Here is a 22443-nt window from a genome sequence, read left to right on the forward strand (position 1 = left end):
CCATGACCGGGAACGTCGTTCCCCAGCAATGCCGTCCGTATGGGAGATTTCAATGGATCGCCGTTCCTTCATCAGGCGGGCAGGAGCAGTTGGCGCGGGCGCTGCCGCCTCCACGCTTGCGAGCCCGGCCCTGGCCCAGGAATATCCCAAGATCACCTGGAAGATGACATCGTCCTTTCCGAAGAGCCTGGATACGATCTACGGCGGTGCCGAGGATATTGCCTCGCATGTCTCCGACGCGACAAACGGCAATTTCGTCATCCAGACTTATGAAGCCGGCGAAATCGTGCCTGGCGCGCAGGCCGCCGATGCGGTGAGCGCCGGCACGGTCGATGCCGCGCATACCTGTTCCTATTATTTCTGGAACAAGGATCCGACCTACGCCATCGGCACGGCCCTTCCCTTCGGCCTCAATGCGCGGCTTACCAATGCCTGGTTCTACCAGGGCGACGGCAACAAATTGATGAACGAGTTCTATGCCACGCAAGGCATAATGGGTCTGCCGGCCGGTAATACAGGTGCGCAGATGGGCGGCTGGTTCCGCAAGGAAATCAATACGCTGGATGATCTAAAAGGCTTGAAGATGCGCATCGCCGGCCTTGCGGGCAAGGTGATCGAGAAGATCGGCGTGGTGCCGCAACAGGATATTGCCGTCAGTGGCGTGTACGACGCGCTGGACAAGGGCACGATCGATGCCGCCGAATGGGTCGGCCCCTACGACGACCTGAAGCTCGGGCTGCAGAAGATCGCCAAATACTACTATTATCCCGGATGGTGGGAGGGCGGTGCGGTTGTGCACGCCTTCTTCAATCTGGAAAAATGGGGTGCTCTTCCAAAAAACTATCAGGCGATCCTGGCCGATGCCTGCGCCTTCGCCAACACCAACATGCTGGCGAAATATGATGTCAAGAACCCCCAGGCGCTGAAGGATATCGTCCAGCAGGGCGTGACGCTGCGTCCTTTCAGCCAAGAGATCATGGAAGCTTGCTTTCAGGCGGCCAGCGGATTGTACGCCGATCTTTCAAAGTCGAACGACTACTTCAAACGTATCTATGAGGATCAGGTCGCCTATAAAAAGGATGCCTATCTTTGGATGCAGCTCTCGGAATATACTTTCGATACATTCATGATGATCCAGCAGCGGGCGGGCAAACTTTGATCGATGTCGTCTAAGCGCTCGGCAATATTCTGCTTTTTCATGAGTGACTTGAAACATATACTGCGGGTAGAGTAACTGTTAGGTGAATGCGCGAATACGATGCGGTGTGCAACTTAAAATCAACGTAAGTTACCGGCATGATTGGAAAATTCGCCCGCATGCATGCTATTTGGGCAATCAAATTTTAAAACGTTTCACCTAGGGTGTCCGCCGCATCAGGGGAACTCTGAATGAAGCCTCCAAGCCCGGACACCGTACCGACAGATGTTTATCTGTCGTTCGTCAGTTCGCTTTTCGGAAACCGTAAAACGCTGTTTACGGGGGTGTTCGTTCACATCCTGACATATGTCATCGTTTTCCTGAGCACGCGTGCAAATATTTACCTCATTCTTTGCGTGGCTTTTGCCGCTGTCTTTGCGCTACGCATGTATTCCTTTTGGTTATTCGATGCCGCCGACAAGCATAGCTTCGCACGTGCCGATATCGCTCGTTGGGAAATCCGCTATGTGATCGGTGCTGCGGCAACAGCGTCCATTCTCGGCATTGGCAGCGGCTATGCCATCCTGATCGTGCAGGATCCGCTGGCGGAATTCATCTGCATCGCGGTGACCATGGCGTCGATGGTGTCGATCGTCGGCCGCAACTATGGTTCCCAGAAAGCGATCGATCTCCAGACCTTGGCATGCTGCCTGCCGATCATCATCGCCTGCCTGATGTCGCAACAGCTCTACAAGGCGATCGTTTCCATCATGCTCGTTCCCTTTGGGTTGACGACGCGCGCAATGGCGAACGGCGTGCGCGAGTTTCTGTACAAGAATGTCATCGCGTCGCGCGAGATATCGCAGATTGCCGACCGGTTCGACACCGCGCTCAATAATATGACGCATGGCCTGTTCATGCTGGATGCCCAAAACCGTATCCTCGTGGTCAATCGCAAGGCATGCGAACTCCTGAATTTCACACATCAGGAGCAGCTCAAGGATTGCGAATTCGACGTCGTGCTGCGGTATGGTGCGCGTCATGCCTTCATCGACGGTTCCTTGCCTGGATTGATCCAGCGGCAGATGGCGCAACTCGTCAGCGGTTCGCTTTCCCGCACGCTCATTCAGTTCAATGAGGATCAGTTTCTGGAATTCGCGGCCAGCCGTCGCGCCGACGGTGTCGTCATCCTGATCTTCGAGGATGTGACAGTGCGCATCCGGGCGGAGCGCAAGATCCTGCATATGGTGCGCTATGACCCGCTGACGGGCTTGCCGAACCGTGAATATTTCGTCGAGCTGGTCAAGGAGCAGCTTGCCGCTCGCACCAGAGAAAGCCAGGTCGGCATCCTGGTTCTCGATGTCGACGACTTCAAACATGTGAATGACACCAAGGGGCATGTAACCGGAGACCGTCTGCTGGTCGCCATAGCGGAGCGCCTGAAGGAGCTTGCGGGCACCACGGCGCTTGCCGCGCGTCTGGTCGGCGATCAGTTCGTGCTGTTTTTCCCGAATGAGGATGGTGCGTCGGACGTGGGCAGCCGCGTGCAGGCGTTGCATGCCGCGGTGACGGGCACTTACGATGTGGATGGCAACAGCTTCCGGATTTCCTTCAGCGGCGGTTACGTGACCATGTCGAGCCGCGAATTCCGCTCGGAGGAATGGCAGATCAAGGCCGACCTGGCGCTGTTCGATGCCAAGCTGCGGATGAAGGGTGGCTGCACCGCCTTCGAAGAGGAGATGGATGCGCGCTACGTCGAGCGGCAAAAGCTGAAGGAGGATCTGCGCGAGGCGGTGGAAGCCGGCCGCCTTCAGGCCGTGTACCAGCCCATGTTCACGCCGGATGGCTCCCGCATCGATTGCTGCGAAGCCCTGGCGCGATGGATTCATCCGGAGAAGGGCTCGATCCCTCCCAACATCTTCGTGCAGATCGCCGAGGAGATGGGCATCGTTGGCGGTATCACCCGCTTCATGCTCAACCAGGCCTGTCGCGATTGCGTTTCATGGCCGGCGCCAGTGTCGGTGTCGGTCAACCTGTCGGCGCAGGATCTGCGCAGCAACGACATCGTCGATATCGTCATGGATGCACTGGAGGCATCGGGGCTGGATCCGTCGCGGTTGCATCTCGAAGTCACCGAAAGCTGCCTGATGGACGAGGTGGCGACAGTCCGGTCCATTCTTGCCGATCTGCGTGCCAGAGGCATCACGATCGCCATCGACGATTTCGGAACGGGCTTCTCCAGCCTCAGCTATCTCGATTCGCTGCCCGTGGACGTCGTCAAGATCGATCGCTCCTTCGTCCGCGATATCACGGCAGACAGCCGTCGTTTCAAGCTGCTGTGCGGTATCGTCGATCTCTCCCGCGCGCTCAGCCTCCATATCGTGATCGAGGGTGTGGAGACGCTTGAGCAACTGGCGCTTGTCGTTGAGAAGAACCTAGCCGACATCATCCAGGGTTATGTGTTCTCTGTTCCCGTATCGCGCGAACAAGTCGTCGAGATGGTCGACAGCCTCATCCGGCGACAGTCGGCCTTGCGGCAGGACAACGTCGCTTGAAGCGATCAAAGCTTTTCACACCGCGCCGCTGAAGCACCTGCCCTGAAAGGCGCATAGTAACGGCCGTGTCTCACCGCCATGCCGGTGCAGGCCATTTACGTCGTTCTTTCCACATCAGACCAGAGCTGACAGTCACCTGACCGCCTCCACGAATATCGGGCCTGTGCCTTCATAGGATGGTTCTGGCAGGCGCATGCGCGCCTTCATGAATAGCAGTAATGCAATATTCAGAACCTGATCATATTCGAATCTATACCGGTATTCGTTGAAAAAATTAACCTTGATGAACGAATAGTTAATGAAAATTTGAAACAAAGATTGATCAATTTTTCTCTTAATACCAATAATGGTCCGTTAATCATAACGGAACATTAACCATGACTCATGTGAGTGTTAAAGAAAGCGGCTTTGCCGGCAAGCTGATGGAGGTGCTCGATCACGTAGAATACCGCCGAATCGAAAGTAGCGAAGACATGGAGGATGTCGCGCGGTTGCGCTATAAGGCCTACAAGGCGCACGCAGTCTTGCCGGTGGCGGCCAAGAACCTGATCGACAACGTCGACTTCGACGACCATGCCTATGTATTCGGCGTCTATTATTACGAGGAGCTGGTGAGCACGGTGCGGATACACCATGTCACGCCGGATCATCGCGTATGCCAGTCGACCGGTATCTTCCCGGATGAAATTCACGCCTTCCTCGATGCCGGCATGACATTGATCGACCCGGCGCGCTTTGCCGTCGACCCCGATTTCGAGCTGGAATTGCCGGCGTTGCCCTATCTGACGCTGAGACCGGCGATCGTGGGTGCCATCTATTTCGACACCGACAGGGTGATGCAGCATATTCGTCCGGCGCATGCGGCTTTTTACAAGCGTGTCTTCTACGCCGATACGGTCGTTCCGCCGCGCATGACCAAGACCTATGGTTTCGAATTGACGCTTCTGGCATCTCGGTCAAAGGAGATCCGCGGCAAGCTGATGCAGCGATATCCGTTCTTCGATTCCGAACCCTGCGAGCGGCGCATGATGTTTTCCCGCGGCGAGGATACCGGCTCGCCTCCCTTGACTATCCTGCCGACGGCGAGACTGGCAAGTGGCGTCCGGCGTGAAATTCGCGGGCAATTCGGCTAGCCTGCGCGCTGATGCGACCTTGTCGTGCATTGCATTTTTCGTCGCTTTGTGTAACCCCTCGGTAGAGGAAATTCGGCTGCGGTGTCTCCTTGCTAGATGCCACAGCTTTTGAGGACGAACTCCAACCGCCGGCCCGTTGTCGGGCCTTTCGGGAGGAGCGCATCGAGGGGAGATTTTTGAATGGCCGAACATAATACCGGACCCGCTGAAACCGGTGCTCCCATGGACTACAAGGAGCATGAGAAGACTTATAATCTTTTCCTCGTAAGTGCCCGGGTCGGATCTGCGATCATTGTCGCATTGTTGATCGCCATGGCGGCCGGCTTCTTCGGCCATGCCGGCTTCCTCGGTGGCGTCCTCATTTTCATCGTTCTTTCCATAGCCAGCATCATCCTGTTGCGCTGACATTCCAGCGCTGATCGACGCCGGGCCTTTCTGGCTCGAGCCTTCCCGTAGTTCTACAGGCCGTCACGCCACCGCATTTGGGCGTGCTGCCGTTTGATGCGAGGTGTTGTCGTTGGGTAATCTGGTTTTCGTGGCCAAGGAAAGCGTGGCGGAGGAGTCGCGCGTTGCGGCATCCGTCGAGACAGTGAAGAAGATGAGAAATCTCGGCTTCGATGTCGTGATCGAAGCCGGTGCGGGCGCTTTCTCGCGCATTCCGGATGGCGAATACGAGACCATCGGCGCGCGTATCGGCGCTGTGAAGGATGCCAAGCGGGCGGATGTCATTCTCAAGGTCAGGCGACCGACCAGCAAGGAGATGACCGGCTACAAGACCGGCGCGATCGTGATCGCCATCATGGATCCCTATGGCAACGAGGCGGCCCTTGTCGAGATGGCGCGCGCCGGGCTGACGAGCTTCGCCATGGAATTGATGCCCCGCATCACGCGCGCGCAGTCGATGGACGTTCTGTCGTCGCAGGCAAACCTTGCCGGCTATCAGGCTGTCATCGAGGCTGCCGCCGTTTATGACCGGGCACTGCCGATGATGATGACGGCGGCGGGCACGGTGCCGGCGGCAAAGGTCTTCGTCATGGGCGCCGGCGTCGCCGGTCTGCAGGCGATCGCGACGGCACGGCGCCTGGGTGCTCTGGTGTCGGCCACTGACGTGCGTCCGGCAGCCAAGGAGCAGGTCGCCTCGCTCGGCGCGAAATTCATCGCTGTCGAGGACGAGGAGTTCAAGGCCGCCGAAACCGCCGGCGGTTACGCCAAGGAAATGTCAGGAGAATATCAGGCCAAGCAGGCAGCGCTGGTCGCGGATCACATCGCCAAGCAGGATATCGTCATCACAACAGCACTTATCCCCGGTCGTCCGGCGCCACGGCTTGTCAGCCGCGACATGCTGAAGGCCATGCGCCCCGGTGCGGTCGCGGTCGATCTCGCCGTCGAGCGCGGCGGCAATATCGAGGGCGCGGAATACGGCGCCGTGGCCGATGTCGAAGGCGTCAGGGTGGTCGGATATCCCAACATGGCCGGCCGGATCCCGGCGAGCGCGTCGGCTCTCTATGCCAAGAACCTCGTCACCTTCCTGGAAACGATGGTCGACAAGGACAGCAAGAGCCTCGGCCTCAATCGCGCCGATGAGTTGATCAAGGCGACGATGCTGACCGACGGCGGCGAAGTCGTGCACCCGAATTTCGTCGATCCCGACCAGCCGACGGTCAACAAGGGAGATCTCTGAGATGGCCAGCCAAGCAATGGACCGGGCACTCCAGCAACTGAATGATGCCGTTACCGCCGTTATGACCGCCGCTGCACAGGCGCCGGACGCGGCCAGCGCCGCAACCGGCGGGGCGATCGATCCCTTCGTCTTCCAGTTCGCGATCTTCGTGCTGGCGATCTTCGTCGGCTACTATGTGGTCTGGTCGGTGACGCCGGCCCTGCACACGCCGCTGATGGCGGTAACGAACGCCATCTCCTCGGTCATCGTCGTCGGCGCGCTTCTGGCAGTCGGTATTTCCGCCAGCGGATTGGCCACGGGCTTCGGCTTCGTGGCGCTGGTGCTCGTTTCGGTCAATATCGTCGGCGGCTTCCTTGTCACCCAGCGCATGCTGGCGATGTACAAGAAGAAAGACAAGTGAGGGCGGCATGCTGACCAATATCGCGGCTTTCCTCTATCTGGTTTCCGGCGTCCTGTTCGTTCTGGCGCTGCGCGGTCTTTCCCATCCCGCAACCAGCCGGCGCGGCAATCTTTACGGCATGATCGGCATGGGTATCGCCATCGTCACCACGCTGGTGCTGGCGACGCCGTCCTTCGGCGGCTTCGTGCTGATCGTTCTCGGACTCGCCATCGGCGGCGGAGCGGGCGCCTATATCGCCCGCGTCATTCCGATGACCTCGATGCCGCAGCTCGTGGCCGGCTTCCACTCGCTGGTCGGCCTGGCGGCGGTTCTGGTGGCGGCGTCGGCGCTCTATACGCCGTCCTCCTTCGGCATCGGCAATATCGGATCCATCCATACCGAGGCCCGCATCGAAATGGCGATCGGCGTCGCCATCGGTGCCTTGACCTTTACTGGTTCGATCATCGCCTTCCTGAAGCTCGACGGGCGCATGTCCGGCAAGCCGATCCTGCTGCCATACCGGCACATCATCAATGCCGCCCTGCTTATCCTGATCGTGTTCTTCATCGTCGGTCTCGCGGTGAGCGAAAGCCATTTCGATTTCTGGGCCGTCGTCGTCCTGTCGCTGGCGCTCGGCGTACTCTTGATCGTGCCGATCGGCGGTGCCGACATGCCTGTTGTCGTGTCGATGCTGAATTCCTATTCCGGTTGGGCGGCGGCGGGCATCGGCTTCACGCTCGGCAATCTGGCGCTCATCATTACAGGCGCGCTTGTGGGGTCTTCAGGTGCGATCCTGTCCTACATCATGTGCAAGGGCATGAACCGCTCCTTCGTATCGGTCATTCTCGGCGGCTTCGGCGGTGAAAGCGTGTCGGGCGGCGCCGACAATTCCGACAAGACCGTGAAGCTGGGCTCGGCTGAAGATGCCGCCTATCTCATGGCGAATGCCTCCAAGGTCATCATCGTGCCGGGATACGGCATGGCGGTTGCCCAGGCCCAGCATGCGCTGCGCGAGATGGCGGACAGGCTGAAGGCCCACGGCGTCGAGGTGAAATATGCTATCCACCCGGTCGCCGGCCGGATGCCCGGCCATATGAACGTGCTGCTCGCCGAAGCCAACGTGCCCTATGACGAAGTGTTCGAGCTCGAGGACATCAATTCCGAATTCGCCCAGGCCGATGTCGCCTATGTCATCGGCGCCAACGACGTCACCAATCCGGCCGCGCGCGACGACAAGACCTCGCCGATCTACGGCATGCCGATCCTCGACGTCGACAAGGCCAAGACCTGCCTCTTCGTCAAGCGCTCCCTCGGCTCCGGCTATGCCGGCATCGACAATACCTTGTTCTACAAGGACGGGACGATGATGCTGCTCGGTGACGCCAAGAAGGTAACGGAAGAGATCGTCAAGGCGATGAACGACTAATAGCGTTCACGCCTCATTCCCGATCGTAACCCGTTTTATGTCCGCTCGCGCTCCATCGTGGCGCGCGGAGCGGTCAATATCCAGACGAGGCCGGCAGGTCGGAAATCGATCTCGACATGACCGCTGAAGGACGCGGCGGCGTGGGCTTTCGTCACGGTCGTGCCGAAGCCGGTCTCTGTCGGCGACTTGACCGGTGGGCCGTCGCTTTCGGTCCAGACGAACCGGATCATCGGTCCGTTTTCACCGGGCTCGTTCGTCCATTCGATGGCAATCTTGCCCTCGGGGGCGGAGAGCGCTCCGTATTTCACCGAATTCGTTGCCAGCTCGTGCAGGACCAGGCCGAGATTCTGCACGGCTTCGGGCTTCAACAGGAAATCGTTGCCTCTGACGTCGAGCTGTTGCGGCCCTTGCAGGAAGGTCGCCAGATGGATGTCGATTACGCGGCGCAGCGAGACGCCGGACCATTGCTCGCTGGTCAGGACCTCTATCGAGCGCGCCAATCCTTCCAGCCGGTCGGCGACCGCGCGCTGGAAGGTATCGACGCTATCCGTCTGGCGTGCGAGCTGGCGGGTCATCGCCTGGGCGAGCGCCAGCAGGTTCTTGGTGCGGTGGACGAGCTCGTGCATGACGAAATGCAGCCGGTCCTCGGTGACGCTGCGGTCGAAGGACGCGTTGGAAAGTGCGACGGCCACCTGATTGGCCTCGACGACACTGCTGTCGATCGGCGACACGATCTCGCCCCGGCCCATGCGATCCGCCATGTCGGCGATGCTCTGTATGGTGGTGCGCACCTGGCGCGCCAAGGCATAGACGGCGATCAGCGCGACCAGCAGCAATGTGACGCCGCCATAGATCAGGAAACGCCACGTGCTCATCAGCGATGCCTGCGCCGAGGCGACGGGTCCCCAGACCACGGCTTTCCATGACCAACCGGAGATCTGCGCATAGCCGACCAGCGAGTGCGGCAGGACCTTGTCATCCTGATAGACGCCGCTGGAAGCGATCAATTTCGGCAGAATATCCTTGTTGAATGCATCGCCGGGGGAAAGGATCGTCGGGCCGCCGGCGGCGACGACATGGCCGGATTTGTCCAGAACCGCGGCTGACCAGCCCGGAGGGAGCGCCTCCGTCGTGATCAGCTTGGCGAGCTGATCGGCGTCCTGGGTTATCGCCAATGCGGCGCCGGCCGGTGAATGATCGAGCGGGAGGGTGACGTTGTAGACCCATCGACGGGCGGTCGAGCCGACAAAGACATCGGATGCCTCGATGCGTCCGGAGTCCAGCGCCGATTGCAGCGCGACGATGTTGCCCGTCTTGCCAAGCGGCTTGCCGAGCGGCCAGCGGGTATTTAACCGAAGTTGGCCATCCTTTTCCAGGAGCAGGACGAAAAGCGCATCGGTGCGCAACACCGTCTCCGTCCGGGCGAAAAAGGTTGCGATATCGTTGCGCTCTAACTCCGGCGAAGAGGAGAGCAGCCGCAGGGTCGTCGCCATATCCTGCAGTTGCCGATCGATCACGCGCGCCAAAGACTGGGCGGCCTGAACGGTATCGCCTTTCAATGCATCGCGTTCATTGTCTTCGAGCTGGACCAAAAGCAAGGCGACGAAGGCCAGAATAGGCAGGGCAATCGCCAATGCGATGGCGATCAGATAAGCCCCAATCGACGCCTTCGGGAAATGTAGCTTCCTCATGGTGCGATCAACCGATCGTACCTCGATGACGACCGGGAGCGCTTGCGGAAGCAAGAATAACGGTTCTGGTTATCATGCTAAGCGCCCCCATGCGTAGACCCTGAGCTACATGCTCTCGAAGGACCCATGTTAGGGCTCGGTAAATTGCCTTGCAACATCTGAAAATTCATTGCCGTGAAATCGTAAGCGATCTCGGACGTTTACGGGGCGGCAATGCATCCTTGTAGTTGCGCGTCCGTGCCCCCAGCGTCCGCCTTAGGCGAAGCGCGACAGTCGGAAAGGCGAGAGTTCCGCAACCTCCTTGCCATCGAGGATTTCCTCCGCTGCCAGCAGACCGACGAGCGGCGCCAGCGTTACGCCGGAATGAAGGACTGCGAGATAGAGCCCTGGCCTGGTGTCGACACCGCCGAGGATGGGCAGGCCGTCTTTCGGCGTCGGACGATAGCCGATGGTATGGAAATCGAGTTCCAACGCATCGCCATCCTTCAATGCCGCCTTCACCTTGGCGAAAAGCTCGCCTGCGGCTTTCTGTGGATTGTCGCCGGGAGCGGTGCCGCCGAAATCGCCGCCGGCAATAATCCGACCTTCCATCGTCTGGCGCATATGCAGTTCCGGGGCCATCACCAGGCCGTTCAGCAGTTTCGGCGCGGGGCGGGAATGAACGATCAGACCAGGCGGCGTTTCGAGCGGCACATGAATGCCGGCCGATGCGGCAAGTGCTGCCGTGCCGGCGCCGGCGGCAAGAACGACATGATCGGCGTGCATCGGGCCTTCGCTTGTCTCAACGCCGGCGATCCTGCCGTTCTCAGTCAATAGACTTGTCACGTCGGTACCGTGTAGCAGCCTCGCGCCATGACGGCTGGCGTCCTCCAGCAGCAGCTCGGCGGCAGCAACGGGCTCGACGGCGCCTTCTTCGGCGATATGCAACGCATAGTCGGGTGGAGTGGCGAGGTTCGGCTCGATCATGACGCTCGTCGCGCGATTGACCGGCTGTATACCATAGCCCCAACCATGATGTTGCGCGGCATAGGCATCCAGTTCGGCCTCCGGCATATCCCAGCACAATCCGCCACACCAGGACAGCGGCAGACCGGGCAGATCCGCCGCAAGCCGCGACCATTCGGCCATCGAGCGGTGACGGAAATGAAAATAGAACTCGGGATTGCCCCAGCTGGCATTGATCCAGGCAAAGGAATTCGGCGTTGCCTCGCCACCAATCTTTTGCGCGATCGTCGTAACGGACGCACCCTTGCGCTGGAGATGCCAGGCGATGGAGGCGCCGATGATTCCGGCGCCGATGACGATGATTTTCTGAGGGGAGGGCATGTCGTTGTCTCGTTCGGATGGGGAGGGATTCGAGACTAGGCGTTCGATGACGCAAAGAAAAGCCGCCGGACGAAGGATCGTCGGCGGCCGAGTGCCTTATTACGATGCTGCCTGTATCAGGAGCCGACGCCGACGCGCGCCAGGCCATCTTTGGCCGGCTGGTAGTTCGGATCAAGGTTGACGGCATGCTGGTACGAACGGCGGGCTTTCGCCTTGTCGCCTTTGCGCTCGTATACGAAGGCCTGGTTTGCCCAAGATTGGGCGACCTTGTTGTCCAGGTCGATGGCATGGTTGAAATCGGCGAAGGCGTTATCGTCGTCATTCTGCGCGAGATAGGAAATGCCGCGGCTATTGTAGGGCTCGGGCGAGTTCGGTGACAGCGAGATCGCCTTGGAGAAATCGTCGATCGCCTTATCCTGCTGATTGCGCTTCTGATAGATCACGCCGCGACCGTTGAAGGCACGGCCATCCGTCGTTCCCAGGCTGATCGCCTTGGAATAGTCGTTGAATGCGTCGTCGTCGCGACCTGACTGGCGATAGAGATTGCCCCGGCCGATATAGGCGACGTCGTAGTTGGAATTGATCTGCAGCGCGGCATTGTAGTCCGCGACCGCTTCCGGCAGCTTGCCCATGTTGCGGTAGATGAGCGCGCGGTTGGCGTAGGCCTGGTAGAACTTCGGATTGAGCTGGATCGCCTGATTGAAGTCCGCAAGCGCGCGGCTGAAATCGCCGCCGCGGCCGTAGGCCGTCCCGCGAACATTGTAGCCTTCCGGATCCTGTGGATTGGCACTGATGACCGAGGTCAGCGAAGCGATATTCCCCGAGGAGCCCTGCGCCTTGTCGATGCGGATCACGCTATCCGTGGAAGCGGTCTGGCAGCCGGACAGGCTGATTGCGGCGAGAATCGCCAAAGCTGGCAGTGCGGCGGCGCGCTTCGAAACAAAAAAAGACAGGTTCGAAGTGCGGAGCCGTTCGGTAGTCGTGATTGCCATTATCGGATTCGCTTTCCCATGCGTCATATCAGGCTGTTCTGATTTAATCCGATTTGTGCGCAGAATAAATCAAAAAGGCGGTGGCGAACGACTCGCCCCCGCCACACATGCATCTGAAAACGTCGAAAAAACGACGATTAGCGTGCGACCAAGCCTTCACGCTGTGCGCGCTTGCGTGCCAGCTTGCGAACGCGACGAACAGCTTCAGCCTTCTCGCGAGCACGCTTCTGCGACGGCTTTTCGTAGTAGTCGCGCATCTTCATTTCGCGGAAAATACCTTCGCGCTGCATCTTCTTCTTGAGAGCGCGGAGAGCCTGGTCGACATTGTTATCGCGGACAAGTACCTGCACGAGAATCACGTTCCTTTGGTTTAGTTGATGCCAGCGGCGACGGCAGCGCCAGGAGGCAAAAATATAACGTTCGCACAGCCGTAGCCTTGCGATTGGTTAGGCGAGATAGCAGATCGGTTTGTCAAAGTCTAGCCAGATCGTGAGTTTGCAGGGTAAAAAGCGGCTTGTCGAGCGCTGAATTGAGCCGGGAATGTCTTTCTCGCCTCGTCGCGCCTATCGAACATGGAGTTGACTCGCAATGTTTTGCGACACTGACATGCTCGTGCGAAGATTCTAGATCACAGTCATTTGCGCCATGACGATTGCCCGATCTCGGCCGTTGCCTGCGCGCCAAGGGGGAATTGCTGCATGACGTTTCATGACCTCGCTGCCGCTGGAAGGTTGATTGCGGCGCCGATGTTCGGCTTTGCGGTTCTTGTCGCAACGCTTGCGCCTGCTGGAGCCGGCGAAGTGCGTCTCGGAAACAATGTCCGCATCGGCGGTCACGATTTTTCGAATCAGACCTTCGACAGCAAGCATCGGGCGCGAATCTATCTTTACGATCGCAAGCCGCCGAAGGAAGGATGCGTCTGGCGCAGCGATGGCCGTGGCGGTCGGGTGAAGATCTGCCATCTGCAGCGCAAATAAAGCTGCTAACAAACGATAAGTTGGCCGTTCGATCGCGTTCCAATTTTAACCGTGTCGAAAGCCGGTCCTGAATGCGTCGCAAAAGAGCCGTTGTGTCGGTTTTTGATTTGCGATTTGTATGACCGATAATAAAGGGCTCTGGCCTGAAGGAGTTGAGGGCGAATGCGTAAATACTCGGTTTTTGCCGTGGCAAGGGAAGCGATGCGGGCCCACAAGGGCTGGGAGGCCCAATGGACCTCGCCGGAGCCGCGCAAGGAGTATGACGTCATCATCATCGGCGCCGGTGGTCATGGCCTGGGCGCGGCCTACTATCTCGCCAAGGAGCACGGCATCACCAATGTCGCCGTTATCGAGAAGGGCTGGCTCGGCGGCGGCAATACCGGCCGCAACACCACCATCATCCGCTCGAACTATCTCTATGAAGAGAGCATGCACATCTACGAGCATTCGATGAAGCTCTGGGAAGGGCTGTCTCAGGATCTCAATTACAATGTCATGTATTCGCCGCGCGGCGTGATGATGCTGTCGCACAATGTGCACGACCAGCAATCGTTCAAACGGCATATCCACGCCAACCGCCTCTATGGCATCGACAATGAATGGCTGACGCCGGAGCAGGCCAAGGCCTTCTGTCCGCCGCTCGATATTTCCGGCAGTGCGCGTTACCCCATCAATGGCGCCGCCCTGCAGCGTCGCGGCGGCACCGCGCGGCACGATGCGGTCGCCTGGGGCTTTGCCCGCGCGGCGTCGGATCGCGGTGTGCATATCATCCAGAATTGCGAAGTGACCGGCATCCAGCGCGGACCGGATGGACGTGTGACCGGCGTCGATACGAGCCGCGGTTTCATCGGCGCCAAGAAGATCGGCGTCTCCGCAGCCGGCCATACCACCGTCGTCATGCAGATGGCGGGCGTGCGCGTGCCGCTGCAGTCGAGCCCGCTGCAGGCGCTTGTTTCCGAGCCGCTGAAGCCGATCTTCCCCTGCGTTGTCATGTCGAACACGGTGCATGCCTATATCTCGCAGTCCGACAAGGGTGAGCTGGTCATCGGCGCCGGCACGGACCAGTATAATTCCTACAGCCAGACCGGCGGCCTGCAGATCATCACCCACACACTGGATGCGATCTGCGAACTCTTCCCGATGTTCCGGCGCGTGAAGATGATGCGCTCCTGGGGCGGCATCGTCGACAACACGCCGGATCGCTCGGCGATCCAGTCGAAGACGCCGGTGCCGGGGCTCTATGTCAATTGCGGCTGGGGCACGGGCGGGTTCAAGGCAACGCCGGGTTCGGCCAATCTGTTTGCGCATCTGATTGCTCGCGACGAGCCGCATAAGTTTAATGCGGGGCTGACGCTGGATCGTTTCCGCAGCGGCCGATTGATCGACGAGGCGGCAGCGGCTGCCGTGGCGCATTGATGCTGGCGGCGGTTGGGATCGTTCTGGCGGCGGGATTTTCGCTTCCGGCAGGGACGATCGTGACCAAGGTCAGCGATCTCTTTCCGGGGGCCGGGGATGTTCGCATGCAGGTGATCCACAAGGCACAGGACGAAGCGGATTGGCCGTTCGAGGCCGAAAGCGGTGTGCTTGCCTGCGTCAAGGTGCTGAACAAGCCGACCGTTTATTTCGTGCCGGAACAGACGCCGGCGGCAACGAGGGCTTTCGAAGTCGACACGGATCTGCTGGGCATGAGTCTGATCAATATGGGGATGACCAACGTGCTGAAACCCTACGGGTCGCTGGAGGCGCTGCTGAAGCGCATAACACCTTTCGTCACCATGGGGCGGCAGCTTTGCGCGCAGCCTCCCGGTACCAATATCTCCGGCTCCGAGCTTTAACACAGGTAGAAAACGATGCTGCTGATTTACTGCCCCTATTGCGAGGAAGAGCGTTCGGAACTCGAATTCCGCAACGCCGGCGACGCGCATATCGTGCGGCCGGCCAATATCGCCGGAATCTCCGACGAGGAATTCGAGGAATATTTCTTCCTGCGTGACAATCCGAAGGGCCTGATCTTCGAGCGCTGGCGGCATATCCATGGCTGCGGCCGCTTCTTCAATGCGGCGCGAGACACCGTGAGCGACCATTTCTACCGCACCTACAAGGCCGGCGAGCCGAAGCCGGATCCTGCGACGCTGCTGCCGGGCGCATCCGAGCCGGTCGTCCAGAGCCACAGCGAACAAGAACAGACGGCACAAAAAGAGGGATTTGCTGAATGAGCGGCGCCAATCGTATTGCGGGCAAGGGGCGTCTGACGCCCGCCAGAACCGCCCGCTTCACCTTTGACGGCAAAAGCTACACGGCGCTCGAAGGCGACACCGTCGCCTCCGCCCTGCTTGCCAATGGCGTTCATCTCCTCGGCCGCTCGTTCAAGTATCACCGTCCGCGCGGCATCCTGTCGGCCGGGGCGGAAGAACCGAATGCGCTGCTCGACATCTCCCGCGATGCGGCTCGGCGCCAGCCGAACGTTCGCGCCAGCGTGCAGGAGGTGTTCGATGGCATGAAGGCGCAGTCGCAGAACCGCTGGCCGTCGCTCGCCTTCGATATCGGCGGCGTCAACAATTTGATGTCGCCCTTCTTTGCCGCTGGCTTCTACTACAAGACCTTCATGTGGCCGAAGGCTGCCTGGAAGCACATCTACGAACCCTTCATCCGTCGTGCTGCCGGCCTTGGCGTCGCGCCGACGGAAGAGGATCCCGATCACTACGCCAGCCGCTATGCCCATTGCGACGTGCTTGTCGTCGGTGCCGGTATTTCCGGCCTCTCGGCGGCATTGGCCGCTGCCGAAACCGGCGCGAAGGTCATTCTCTGCGACGAGCAGGCGGAAGCGGGCGGCGCGTTGCGCTTCGACACCGGCGTCAAGATCGACGGCGTCGAAGGCTATGCCTGGGCGCAGGTCGTCGTCGCCAGGCTCAAGGCGATGCCGAATGTCGAGGTGCTGACCCGGACGACGGCGTTCGGCTATTACAATCACAATTTCTTCGGGCTTGCCGAGCGCGTCACCGATCACCTGGCAAGGCCTGGCCGCAATCTGCCGCGCGAGCGCCTGTGGCAGGTCCGCGCCAAGCGCGTCATTCTGGCGACGGGCGCGATCGAGCGCCACATGGTGTTCCCGAACAACGACCGGCCGGGCATCATGCTGGCATCGGCGGCGCGCGCCTATCTCAATCATTACGGCGTCGCCGTCGGTGCGAAGATCGGCGTCTATACGGCGCATGATTCGGCCTATGAGGCCGCCTTCGATCTCAAGCGTGCCGGCGTTTCTGTCGTCGCCATCGTCGACAGCCGGGCGCGGCCGGGCGAGGCAGTCGTTGCCGAGGCCAAGCGGCTCGGCATCGAGGTCATGACCGATTATGCTGTCGTCGATACCGCGGGCAAGCTGCGGGTCTCTTCAATGACCGTTGCGCGTAACGGCAGCTCCAGCTCTCGCAAGATCGCGATCGATGCGCTCTTGGTCTCGGCCGGCTGGACACCATCGGTGCATCTGTTTTCGCAGTCGCGCGGCAAGCTGAAATTCGATACCGAGAAGCAGCGTTTCCTGCCGGGCACCTATGTTCAGGATTGTCTTTCCGTTGGCGCATGCAACGGCACGGACGGGCTGCAGGCGGCGATCGAGGAATCGCTTGCCGCCGGCGAGCTGATGGCGCGGGCAGCCGGAGCAAGCGGCGGGGAGAAGATCCAGCTCCAGGCCGAGCAGGCTTTCGAATGGACCGGCGGTATGATCGGTGCTGCCGAGGGTGCGGGGCCGGACACCAATGCCAAGGCCTTCGTCGATTTCCAGCACGACGTCTGCGCCAAGGATATCCGTCTTGCCGTGCGCGAGGGCATGCATTCTATCGAGCATATCAAGCGCTTCACCACCAACGGCATGGCGTCCGACCAGGGCAAGCTTTCCAACATGCACGGGCTGGCGATTGCCGCCGAAATGCTTGGCAAGGATATCCCGCAGGTCGGTCTCACCACCTTCCGTGCACCCTATACGCCGGTGACCTACGGCACGCTGATCAGCCATTCGCGCGGGTCTCTCTTCGATCCCGCCCGCAAGACGCCGATGCATGCCTGGGAAGAGGCGCATGGCGCAATCTTCGAGGATGTCGGCAACTGGAAGCGCGCCTGGTTCTATCCGCGCGCCGGCGAGACCATGCATCAGGCCGTCGACCGCGAATGCCGCACGGCGCGCGAAGTAGCCGGCGTGTTCGATGCCTCGACGCTCGGCAAGATCGAAGTGGTCGGGCCGGATGCGGCGGAGTTCCTGAACCTGATCTACACCAATGCCTGGGATACGCTGAAGCCTGGCCGTTGCCGCTATGGCATCATGCTGCGCGAGGATGGCTTCGTTTATGACGACGGCGTCGTCGGGCGCCTGGCTGACGATCGCTTCCATGTGACGACGACGACCGGCGGTGCGCCGCGCGTGCTGCATCACATGGAGGACTATCTCCAGACGGAATTCCCGCATCTGAAGGTCTGGCTGACATCGACGACCGAGCAATGGGCCGTCATCGCGGTGCAGGGGCCGAAGGCGCGCGAGATCATCGAGCCACTGGTTGAAGGGCTGGATCTTTCCAACGAGGCCTTCCCGCATATGAGCGTTGCCGAGTGCAAGGTGTGCGGCGTGCCGGCGCGGTTGTTCCGGGTCTCCTTCACCGGCGAGGTCGGCTATGAAATCAACGTGCCGGCCGATTACGGCCAGTCGGTTCTGGAAGCCGTCTGGGCGCGCGCCGAGCCGCTGGGCGCCTGCGCCTATGGCACCGAGACCATGCACATACTGCGTGCCGAAAAGGGCTATATCATCGTCGGCCAGGATACCGACGGCACGGTGACGCCTGATGATGCCGGTCTCTCATGGGCCGTCTCCAAGAAGAAGACGGATTTCGTCGGTATTCGCGGCCTCAAGCGGCCCGATTTGGTGAAGGAAGGCCGCAAGCAGCTCGTCGGCCTCGTCACCCGCGACCCGAAGGTGGTGCTGGAAGAAGGCGCGCAGATCGTCGCTGATCCCAACGAGCAGAAGCCGATGACCATGCTCGGTCATGTCACTTCGGCCTACTGGTCGGAAAATCTTGGCCGCTCCATCGCCTTCGCTCTGGTCGCCGGCGGCCGCGATCGCCTGGGAAAGACGCTTTACGTACCGATGCCCGACAAGACAATTGCCGTCGAAGTGGCGGATCTGGTGTTCTTTGACAAGGAAGGAGGCCGGATCAATGGTTGATCTCGCAACCCGTAAACTGCCGCTCGCCGGCCGCAACGGCGGTTCGTCCATCGTCCGGCTGACGCCTGCCGCGCCCGCCACCCGCATTGCGCTGCGCGCGCCGGTCGATTCCATCGACGGCCTTTCGCAGGCGCTCGGCCTGCAAGTGCCGAACCGGCCGAAGACCTCGGCCAGCGCCAACGGCCGCCACGCGCTTTGGCTCGGCCCGGACGAATGGCTCGTCATCGATGAGAACGGCGCCGACCTGGTCGGCCTCGCGGCGTCGGCCGGCGTGCTCCATTCGGCGACCGACGTCTCGCACCGCAATACCGCAATCGTTGTGTCCGGCCCAGGTGCTGAAGCGACTCTCTCGGGCGGCTGCTCGCAAGATCTTTCGCTGCAGGCTTTCCCCATCGGGGCCTGCTCGCGCACGCTGTTTGGCAAGGCCGAAGTCGTACTGCTTCGGCTTGAAGAGGAGACGTTCCGCGTCGAGGTCTGGCGTTCCTTCTCCGATTATGCCTTCGGCCTTCTGGCCGAAGCCGCGGAGGATGCGGGCCTTTAGGTTCGACAGGCCTTCGCGAGCAAAGCTGATATAAAGATCGGCTCGTTGCATGACGCCGATGGTTGGTGGCAATCGATCTTGTTTGCCGTCAATTTCGGTCGCATAGTGGTTGTACCGGCGGACGTTCCGTTACACTCGCCAGTACAACCAACTTGCCGTGGTGCACGATACACAGGTCATGTTCATGGGCTCTGACAAGGAACGACTTGACGTAGATTCTGAGTCATGGACGGGGATAGGATTTGCCGAAAACAACCTTGGCAAAACCGAAAAATCAGAATTCTCTTTGAGAAATGTATTTTCTTTCAAAAGGGTTTTGGATTTTACGTTGGTCCTTACTGCGAGCCAGATGTTACTGCAGGCAGCTTTTCACGTTATTTACCAGCTTATCTATGGGAACCTGAGTTTAAATGTTCAGGCTATAGCGAGCGATCCATTTTTCAGCGGGTCTGATTTTTCATACCATCTGAAGATTGGGCTGAATGTCTGCGGCGCTATTATTCTAATAAAAACAATTCTGTTTCTGATTAGAGCAACGTCTCGCTTTTTGCAAAAAAGCTAAGCCTCTTCCGGCCGATCCTTCGGATCGAACTGCGATATGGTCGTCCATGTCGCGGTGAGTGCCGGCTTGCGCTCGTTCTCGATTTCGACAGTCACATCATAGGTCAGCATCAGCATGCTGGCACCACGCAGCCGCGTTTCGGCGAGCATGAAACGGCCGCGCACGCGCGCGCCGCATTTGACCGGCGACATGAAGCGGACTTTTTCGAAGCCATAGTTGATGCCCATGGTCTGCTCACGGATCTTGGGCAGGCCGCTGTAGTTCATCGCCGACAGCAACGACAGGGTGAGGAAGCCATGCGCGATGGTGCCGCCATAGGGCGTTTCCGCTTTGGCGCGCTCCGGATCGACATGGATGAACTGGTGGTCGTGCGTCGCGTCGGCGAAAGTATCGATCATGGTCTGGTCGACCGCGATCCAATCGGAGACGCCGATCTCCGTTCCCACACGTTTCATGATTTCAACAAGCGAGATATCGCCGGGCATTCCATCCTCGTCAGTCTAGAGCAATTCCAGCAAAAGTGCGAAGCGGTTTTGCGTCCGGAATTGCGTGGAAACAAAGACATAGAGCATTTCCGTGACTCTGGTTAAAACGGAAATGCTCTATGTGGTCACTGGCCCTTTCTGACGAATCGGGACGGAAAGTGCAACGGAGATCAGGTTTCGACGAAGAAGCTGACGGAGCGGGCGGGAATAGTGGTCTGCTCGCCGGCTGGCATTTCGCCTGTCGTAGTGAGCAGCGACCAGCCGTCTTTCTCCGATGGCGGCAGCGTGACGTGGAGTCCACCTGCGGTGCGATTGAGGAGCACGGCGAGACGTGTCGGCCGGCCGCTGACGCGATCCTGCGTTTCGATCGCCATGCCGAGCATGCCGGCATCTGGTGCTTCCCACTCCGGCACGGTCAGCGGCGTACCCGTGGCGGAGACCCAGACGACGTCGTTGTCGCCACGAAAGAATTCCGTTTTGCTGAAGACGCCGAAGCGGCGGCGCAGGCCGGCAAGCCATGCGGTGTGGCCTATCAGTTCCTCGTCCAGCTTTGCCCAGTCCATCCAGGTGATGGCATTGTCCTGGCAATAGGCGTTGTTGTTGCCTTGCTGGCTGCGTCCGCCTTCGTCGCCGGCCGTCAGCATGATCGTGCCACGCGTGGCAAAGAGCGTCGAGAGCATCGCTTCGATATCGGCGCGGCGCTTGCGCTGGATGGTCTGATCTTCGGTCCAGCCTTCGACGCCGTTGTTCCAGGAGAAATTCTCGTTGTGGCCGTCGCGGTTGTTCTCGCCGTTGGCTTCATTGTGCTTTTCGGCATAGGAGACGAGGTCCATCAGCGTGAAGCCGTCATGGGCGGCGAGGAAGTTGACGCTGCGCGTCCGCGTGCGGCCGTCGCGGCCGAAGATGGAGGAGGAGCCGGCAAGGATCGTCGCCAGATCGCCGATCCTGCTGTCACCGCGCCAGAAGCGGCGGAGATCGTCGCGGGCGCGGTCGTTCCATTCGAGAAAAGGTGCTGGAAAATTCCCCAGCTGATAGCCGCCGGGACCGATGTCCCAAGGTTCGGCGATGAGGATGCGATCCTGAAGTACCTCATCCGCCAGCATGGTGCGCAGTGTCATGCTTTCGGGATCGAACCCCTTGGTGCCGCGTCCGATTACCGTGGCGAGGTCGAAACGGAAACCGTCGATGCCGGCATGCTGGACGAAATGGCGAAGGCTGTCGAGGATGAGCTTGCGCGTCGCCGGCTGGTCGCAGGCGACAGTGTTGCCGGTGCCTGTGTCGTTGACCAGCGTGCCGGGCTGATCCGGCAGATGACGGAAATAAGTGGGGTTGTCGAGGCCGCGCAGCGATAGCGTCGGCCCCTGGCGATCGCTTTCACCCGTGTGATTGAAGACGAGATCGAGGATGACGGCGATGCCTTCGGCATGGAGGGCCGCGACCGTTTCGCGCAATTCCCTGATGCCGCCGGGCACGAGACGCGGGTCGAGCGCCATGAAGGCAACGGGATTGTAGCCCCAGCCATTGGTGAGGCCGAGCGGCGGCAGGTGCCGTTCGTCGATCCAAGCGGTAATCGGCATCAGCTCGACGGCGTTCACCTGCAGGCGCTTGAGGTGGGCGATGACGGAGGGATGGGCGAGGGCGCTGAGCGTGCCGCGTTTTCCCGCCGGCACGTCCGGGTGCAGCATGGTGAAGGGCTTGACGGCGATCTCGTAGACCAGGCCGCCCGGCTGAAACAGCGGCTTGGCCGGGGTAACAGTGACATCGCGTGAGACGATCGCCTTCGGCATGAGATCCTGCGTGTCTTCTCCGAAAGACCCAAGGCGCGGATCGTACCTGAACGGCCGGTCGATCTCCTTGGCATAGGGATCGATCAGCAGTTTGGACGGGTCGAACCACAAGCCTTGGTCGGGATCGTATGTGCCGTGGGCGCGCAGGCCATAGCGCATACCCTCCTTGGCCCCCTTGACGAAAAGGCGATGCTCCTCGCCGTCGCGGGTCAATGGCAGGCGCGAGATTTCCTTCTTGCCCTCGGCATCGAACAGGCAAAATTCGATCCGTTCGGCATGCCTGGACCAGACGGCAAATTCAACGCCCGTGTCGGTGAGGGTAGCGCCAAGGCAGCGGATTGTCGGCTCTGACATGTCTGGCGGGCTTTCCGGATGTCTGGAGATGGTCCCCTCTCCCCGCTTGCGGGGAGAGGGCTAGGGTGAGGGGCAGAGCGTCCGGCAAGTTCTGCGGTCGCGGTGAATTTTGAGAAGGCCCCTCATCCGACCAGTCGCTGGCTCACTTCGTTCGGAAACGACTGGCCACCTTCTCTCCGCATATGCGGGGAGAAGGGGCTTAGTCCGTAG

At 60.1% G+C, this 22443-nt stretch carries 20 protein-coding genes; 14 read left to right on the forward strand and 6 right to left on the reverse strand.

What is annotated here, in order from left to right; all coding sequences use genetic code 11:
• Window positions 1–52 precede the first annotated feature (52 nt).
• The 7 genes from JTP94_RS26315 to JTP94_RS26345 all read left to right on the forward strand — a co-directional run bounded on the left by JTP94_RS26315 (window position 53) and on the right by JTP94_RS26345 (window position 8312).
• Window positions 53–1159 carry a TRAP transporter substrate-binding protein gene (locus tag JTP94_RS26315; RefSeq protein ID WP_204853357.1) on the forward strand — a complete coding sequence of 369 codons (1107 nt, stop codon included), beginning with the start codon at window positions 53–55 and terminating at the stop codon, window positions 1157–1159.
• A gap of 230 nt (window positions 1160–1389) precedes the next feature.
• Window positions 1390–3693, forward strand: coding sequence for a bifunctional diguanylate cyclase/phosphodiesterase (locus JTP94_RS26320; protein ID WP_204853358.1), 2304 nt, complete (start codon window positions 1390–1392; stop codon window positions 3691–3693).
• A 377-nt stretch (window positions 3694–4070) separates the two neighbouring features.
• Entirely contained in the window at window positions 4071–4826 is a 756-nt protein-coding gene (locus JTP94_RS26325) for an N-acyl amino acid synthase FeeM domain-containing protein (protein ID WP_204853359.1), read from the forward strand.
• 180 nt (window positions 4827–5006) lie between these two features.
• Window positions 5007–5231, forward strand: a complete 225-nt coding sequence (locus JTP94_RS26330) for an aa3-type cytochrome c oxidase subunit IV (protein WP_204853360.1) — start codon at window positions 5007–5009, stop codon at window positions 5229–5231.
• Between the two features lie 112 nt (window positions 5232–5343).
• Complete coding sequence (locus tag JTP94_RS26335) at window positions 5344–6507, forward strand: Re/Si-specific NAD(P)(+) transhydrogenase subunit alpha (protein WP_204853361.1); 1164 nt, start codon at window positions 5344–5346, stop codon at window positions 6505–6507.
• Window position 6508: 1 nt separating this feature from the next.
• Window positions 6509–6907, forward strand: coding sequence for a proton-translocating transhydrogenase family protein (locus tag JTP94_RS26340; protein WP_204853362.1), 399 nt, complete (start codon window positions 6509–6511; stop codon window positions 6905–6907).
• Between the two features lie 10 nt (window positions 6908–6917).
• Window positions 6918–8312: an NAD(P)(+) transhydrogenase (Re/Si-specific) subunit beta gene (locus JTP94_RS26345; protein ID WP_204853395.1), complete on the forward strand. Its 1395-nt coding sequence runs from the start codon at window positions 6918–6920 to the stop codon at window positions 8310–8312.
• 35 nt (window positions 8313–8347) lie between these two features.
• Here the strand turns inward: JTP94_RS26345 and JTP94_RS26350 are convergent, their stop codons facing one another.
• The 4 genes from JTP94_RS26350 to rpsU form a co-directional block, all read right to left on the reverse strand.
• A complete protein-coding gene (locus JTP94_RS26350) occupies window positions 8348–10003 on the reverse strand; it encodes a sensor histidine kinase (RefSeq protein WP_204853363.1) in 1656 nt (551 codons plus the stop codon).
• Window positions 10004–10258: 255 nt separating this feature from the next.
• Window positions 10259–11329 carry an FAD-binding oxidoreductase gene (locus JTP94_RS26355; RefSeq protein ID WP_204853364.1) on the reverse strand — a complete coding sequence of 357 codons (1071 nt, stop codon included), beginning with the start codon at window positions 11327–11329 and terminating at the stop codon, window positions 10259–10261.
• A gap of 116 nt (window positions 11330–11445) precedes the next feature.
• Window positions 11446–12321, reverse strand: a complete 876-nt coding sequence (locus JTP94_RS26360) for a tetratricopeptide repeat protein (RefSeq protein WP_204853365.1) — start codon at window positions 12319–12321, stop codon at window positions 11446–11448.
• A gap of 137 nt (window positions 12322–12458) precedes the next feature.
• The gene (rpsU, locus tag JTP94_RS26365) at window positions 12459–12671 is read right to left on the reverse strand and encodes a 30S ribosomal protein S21 (protein WP_003585885.1); all 213 of its coding nucleotides are present in this window, start codon (window positions 12669–12671) and stop codon (window positions 12459–12461) included.
• 348 nt (window positions 12672–13019) lie between these two features.
• Between rpsU and JTP94_RS26370 the strand changes: the two genes are divergently transcribed.
• From JTP94_RS26370 to JTP94_RS26400, 7 genes are all read left to right on the forward strand, one after another.
• Window positions 13020–13298, forward strand: coding sequence for a hypothetical protein (locus tag JTP94_RS26370; RefSeq protein WP_204853366.1), 279 nt, complete (start codon window positions 13020–13022; stop codon window positions 13296–13298).
• 162 nt (window positions 13299–13460) lie between these two features.
• The gene (locus tag JTP94_RS26375; RefSeq protein ID WP_204853367.1) at window positions 13461–14714 is read left to right on the forward strand and encodes a sarcosine oxidase subunit beta family protein; all 1254 of its coding nucleotides are present in this window, start codon (window positions 13461–13463) and stop codon (window positions 14712–14714) included.
• Entirely contained in the window at window positions 14714–15133 is a 420-nt protein-coding gene (locus JTP94_RS26380; protein WP_204853368.1) for a hypothetical protein, read from the forward strand. Before JTP94_RS26375 ends, JTP94_RS26380 begins: the two co-directional genes overlap by 1 nt.
• A 15-nt stretch (window positions 15134–15148) precedes the next feature.
• On the forward strand, window positions 15149–15514 hold the full coding sequence (locus JTP94_RS26385) for a sarcosine oxidase subunit delta (protein WP_204853369.1): 366 nt from the start codon (window positions 15149–15151) through the stop codon (window positions 15512–15514).
• Window positions 15511–18504 carry a sarcosine oxidase subunit alpha gene (locus JTP94_RS26390; RefSeq protein ID WP_204853370.1) on the forward strand — a complete coding sequence of 998 codons (2994 nt, stop codon included), beginning with the start codon at window positions 15511–15513 and terminating at the stop codon, window positions 18502–18504. Before JTP94_RS26385 ends, JTP94_RS26390 begins: the two co-directional genes overlap by 4 nt.
• A complete protein-coding gene (locus tag JTP94_RS26395; RefSeq protein WP_204853371.1) occupies window positions 18497–19045 on the forward strand; it encodes a sarcosine oxidase subunit gamma in 549 nt (182 codons plus the stop codon). Before JTP94_RS26390 ends, JTP94_RS26395 begins: the two co-directional genes overlap by 8 nt.
• Before the next feature lie 184 nt (window positions 19046–19229).
• A complete protein-coding gene (locus JTP94_RS26400; RefSeq protein WP_204853372.1) occupies window positions 19230–19607 on the forward strand; it encodes a hypothetical protein in 378 nt (125 codons plus the stop codon).
• Here JTP94_RS26400 and JTP94_RS26405 read toward each other — a convergent pair.
• On the reverse strand, window positions 19604–20092 hold the full coding sequence (locus JTP94_RS26405; RefSeq protein ID WP_204853373.1) for a MaoC family dehydratase: 489 nt from the start codon (window positions 20090–20092) through the stop codon (window positions 19604–19606). The two genes, JTP94_RS26400 and JTP94_RS26405, sit on opposite strands and share 4 nt — an antisense overlap.
• 170 nt (window positions 20093–20262) lie before the next feature.
• On the reverse strand, window positions 20263–22233 hold the full coding sequence (gene glgX, locus JTP94_RS26410; RefSeq protein WP_204853374.1) for a glycogen debranching protein GlgX: 1971 nt from the start codon (window positions 22231–22233) through the stop codon (window positions 20263–20265).
• Window positions 22234–22443 lie beyond the last annotated feature (210 nt).

The organism is Martinezella lusitana (assembly GCF_016901135.1).
Classification (GTDB): Bacteria; Pseudomonadota; Alphaproteobacteria; order Rhizobiales; family Rhizobiaceae; genus Rhizobium; species Rhizobium lusitanum_D.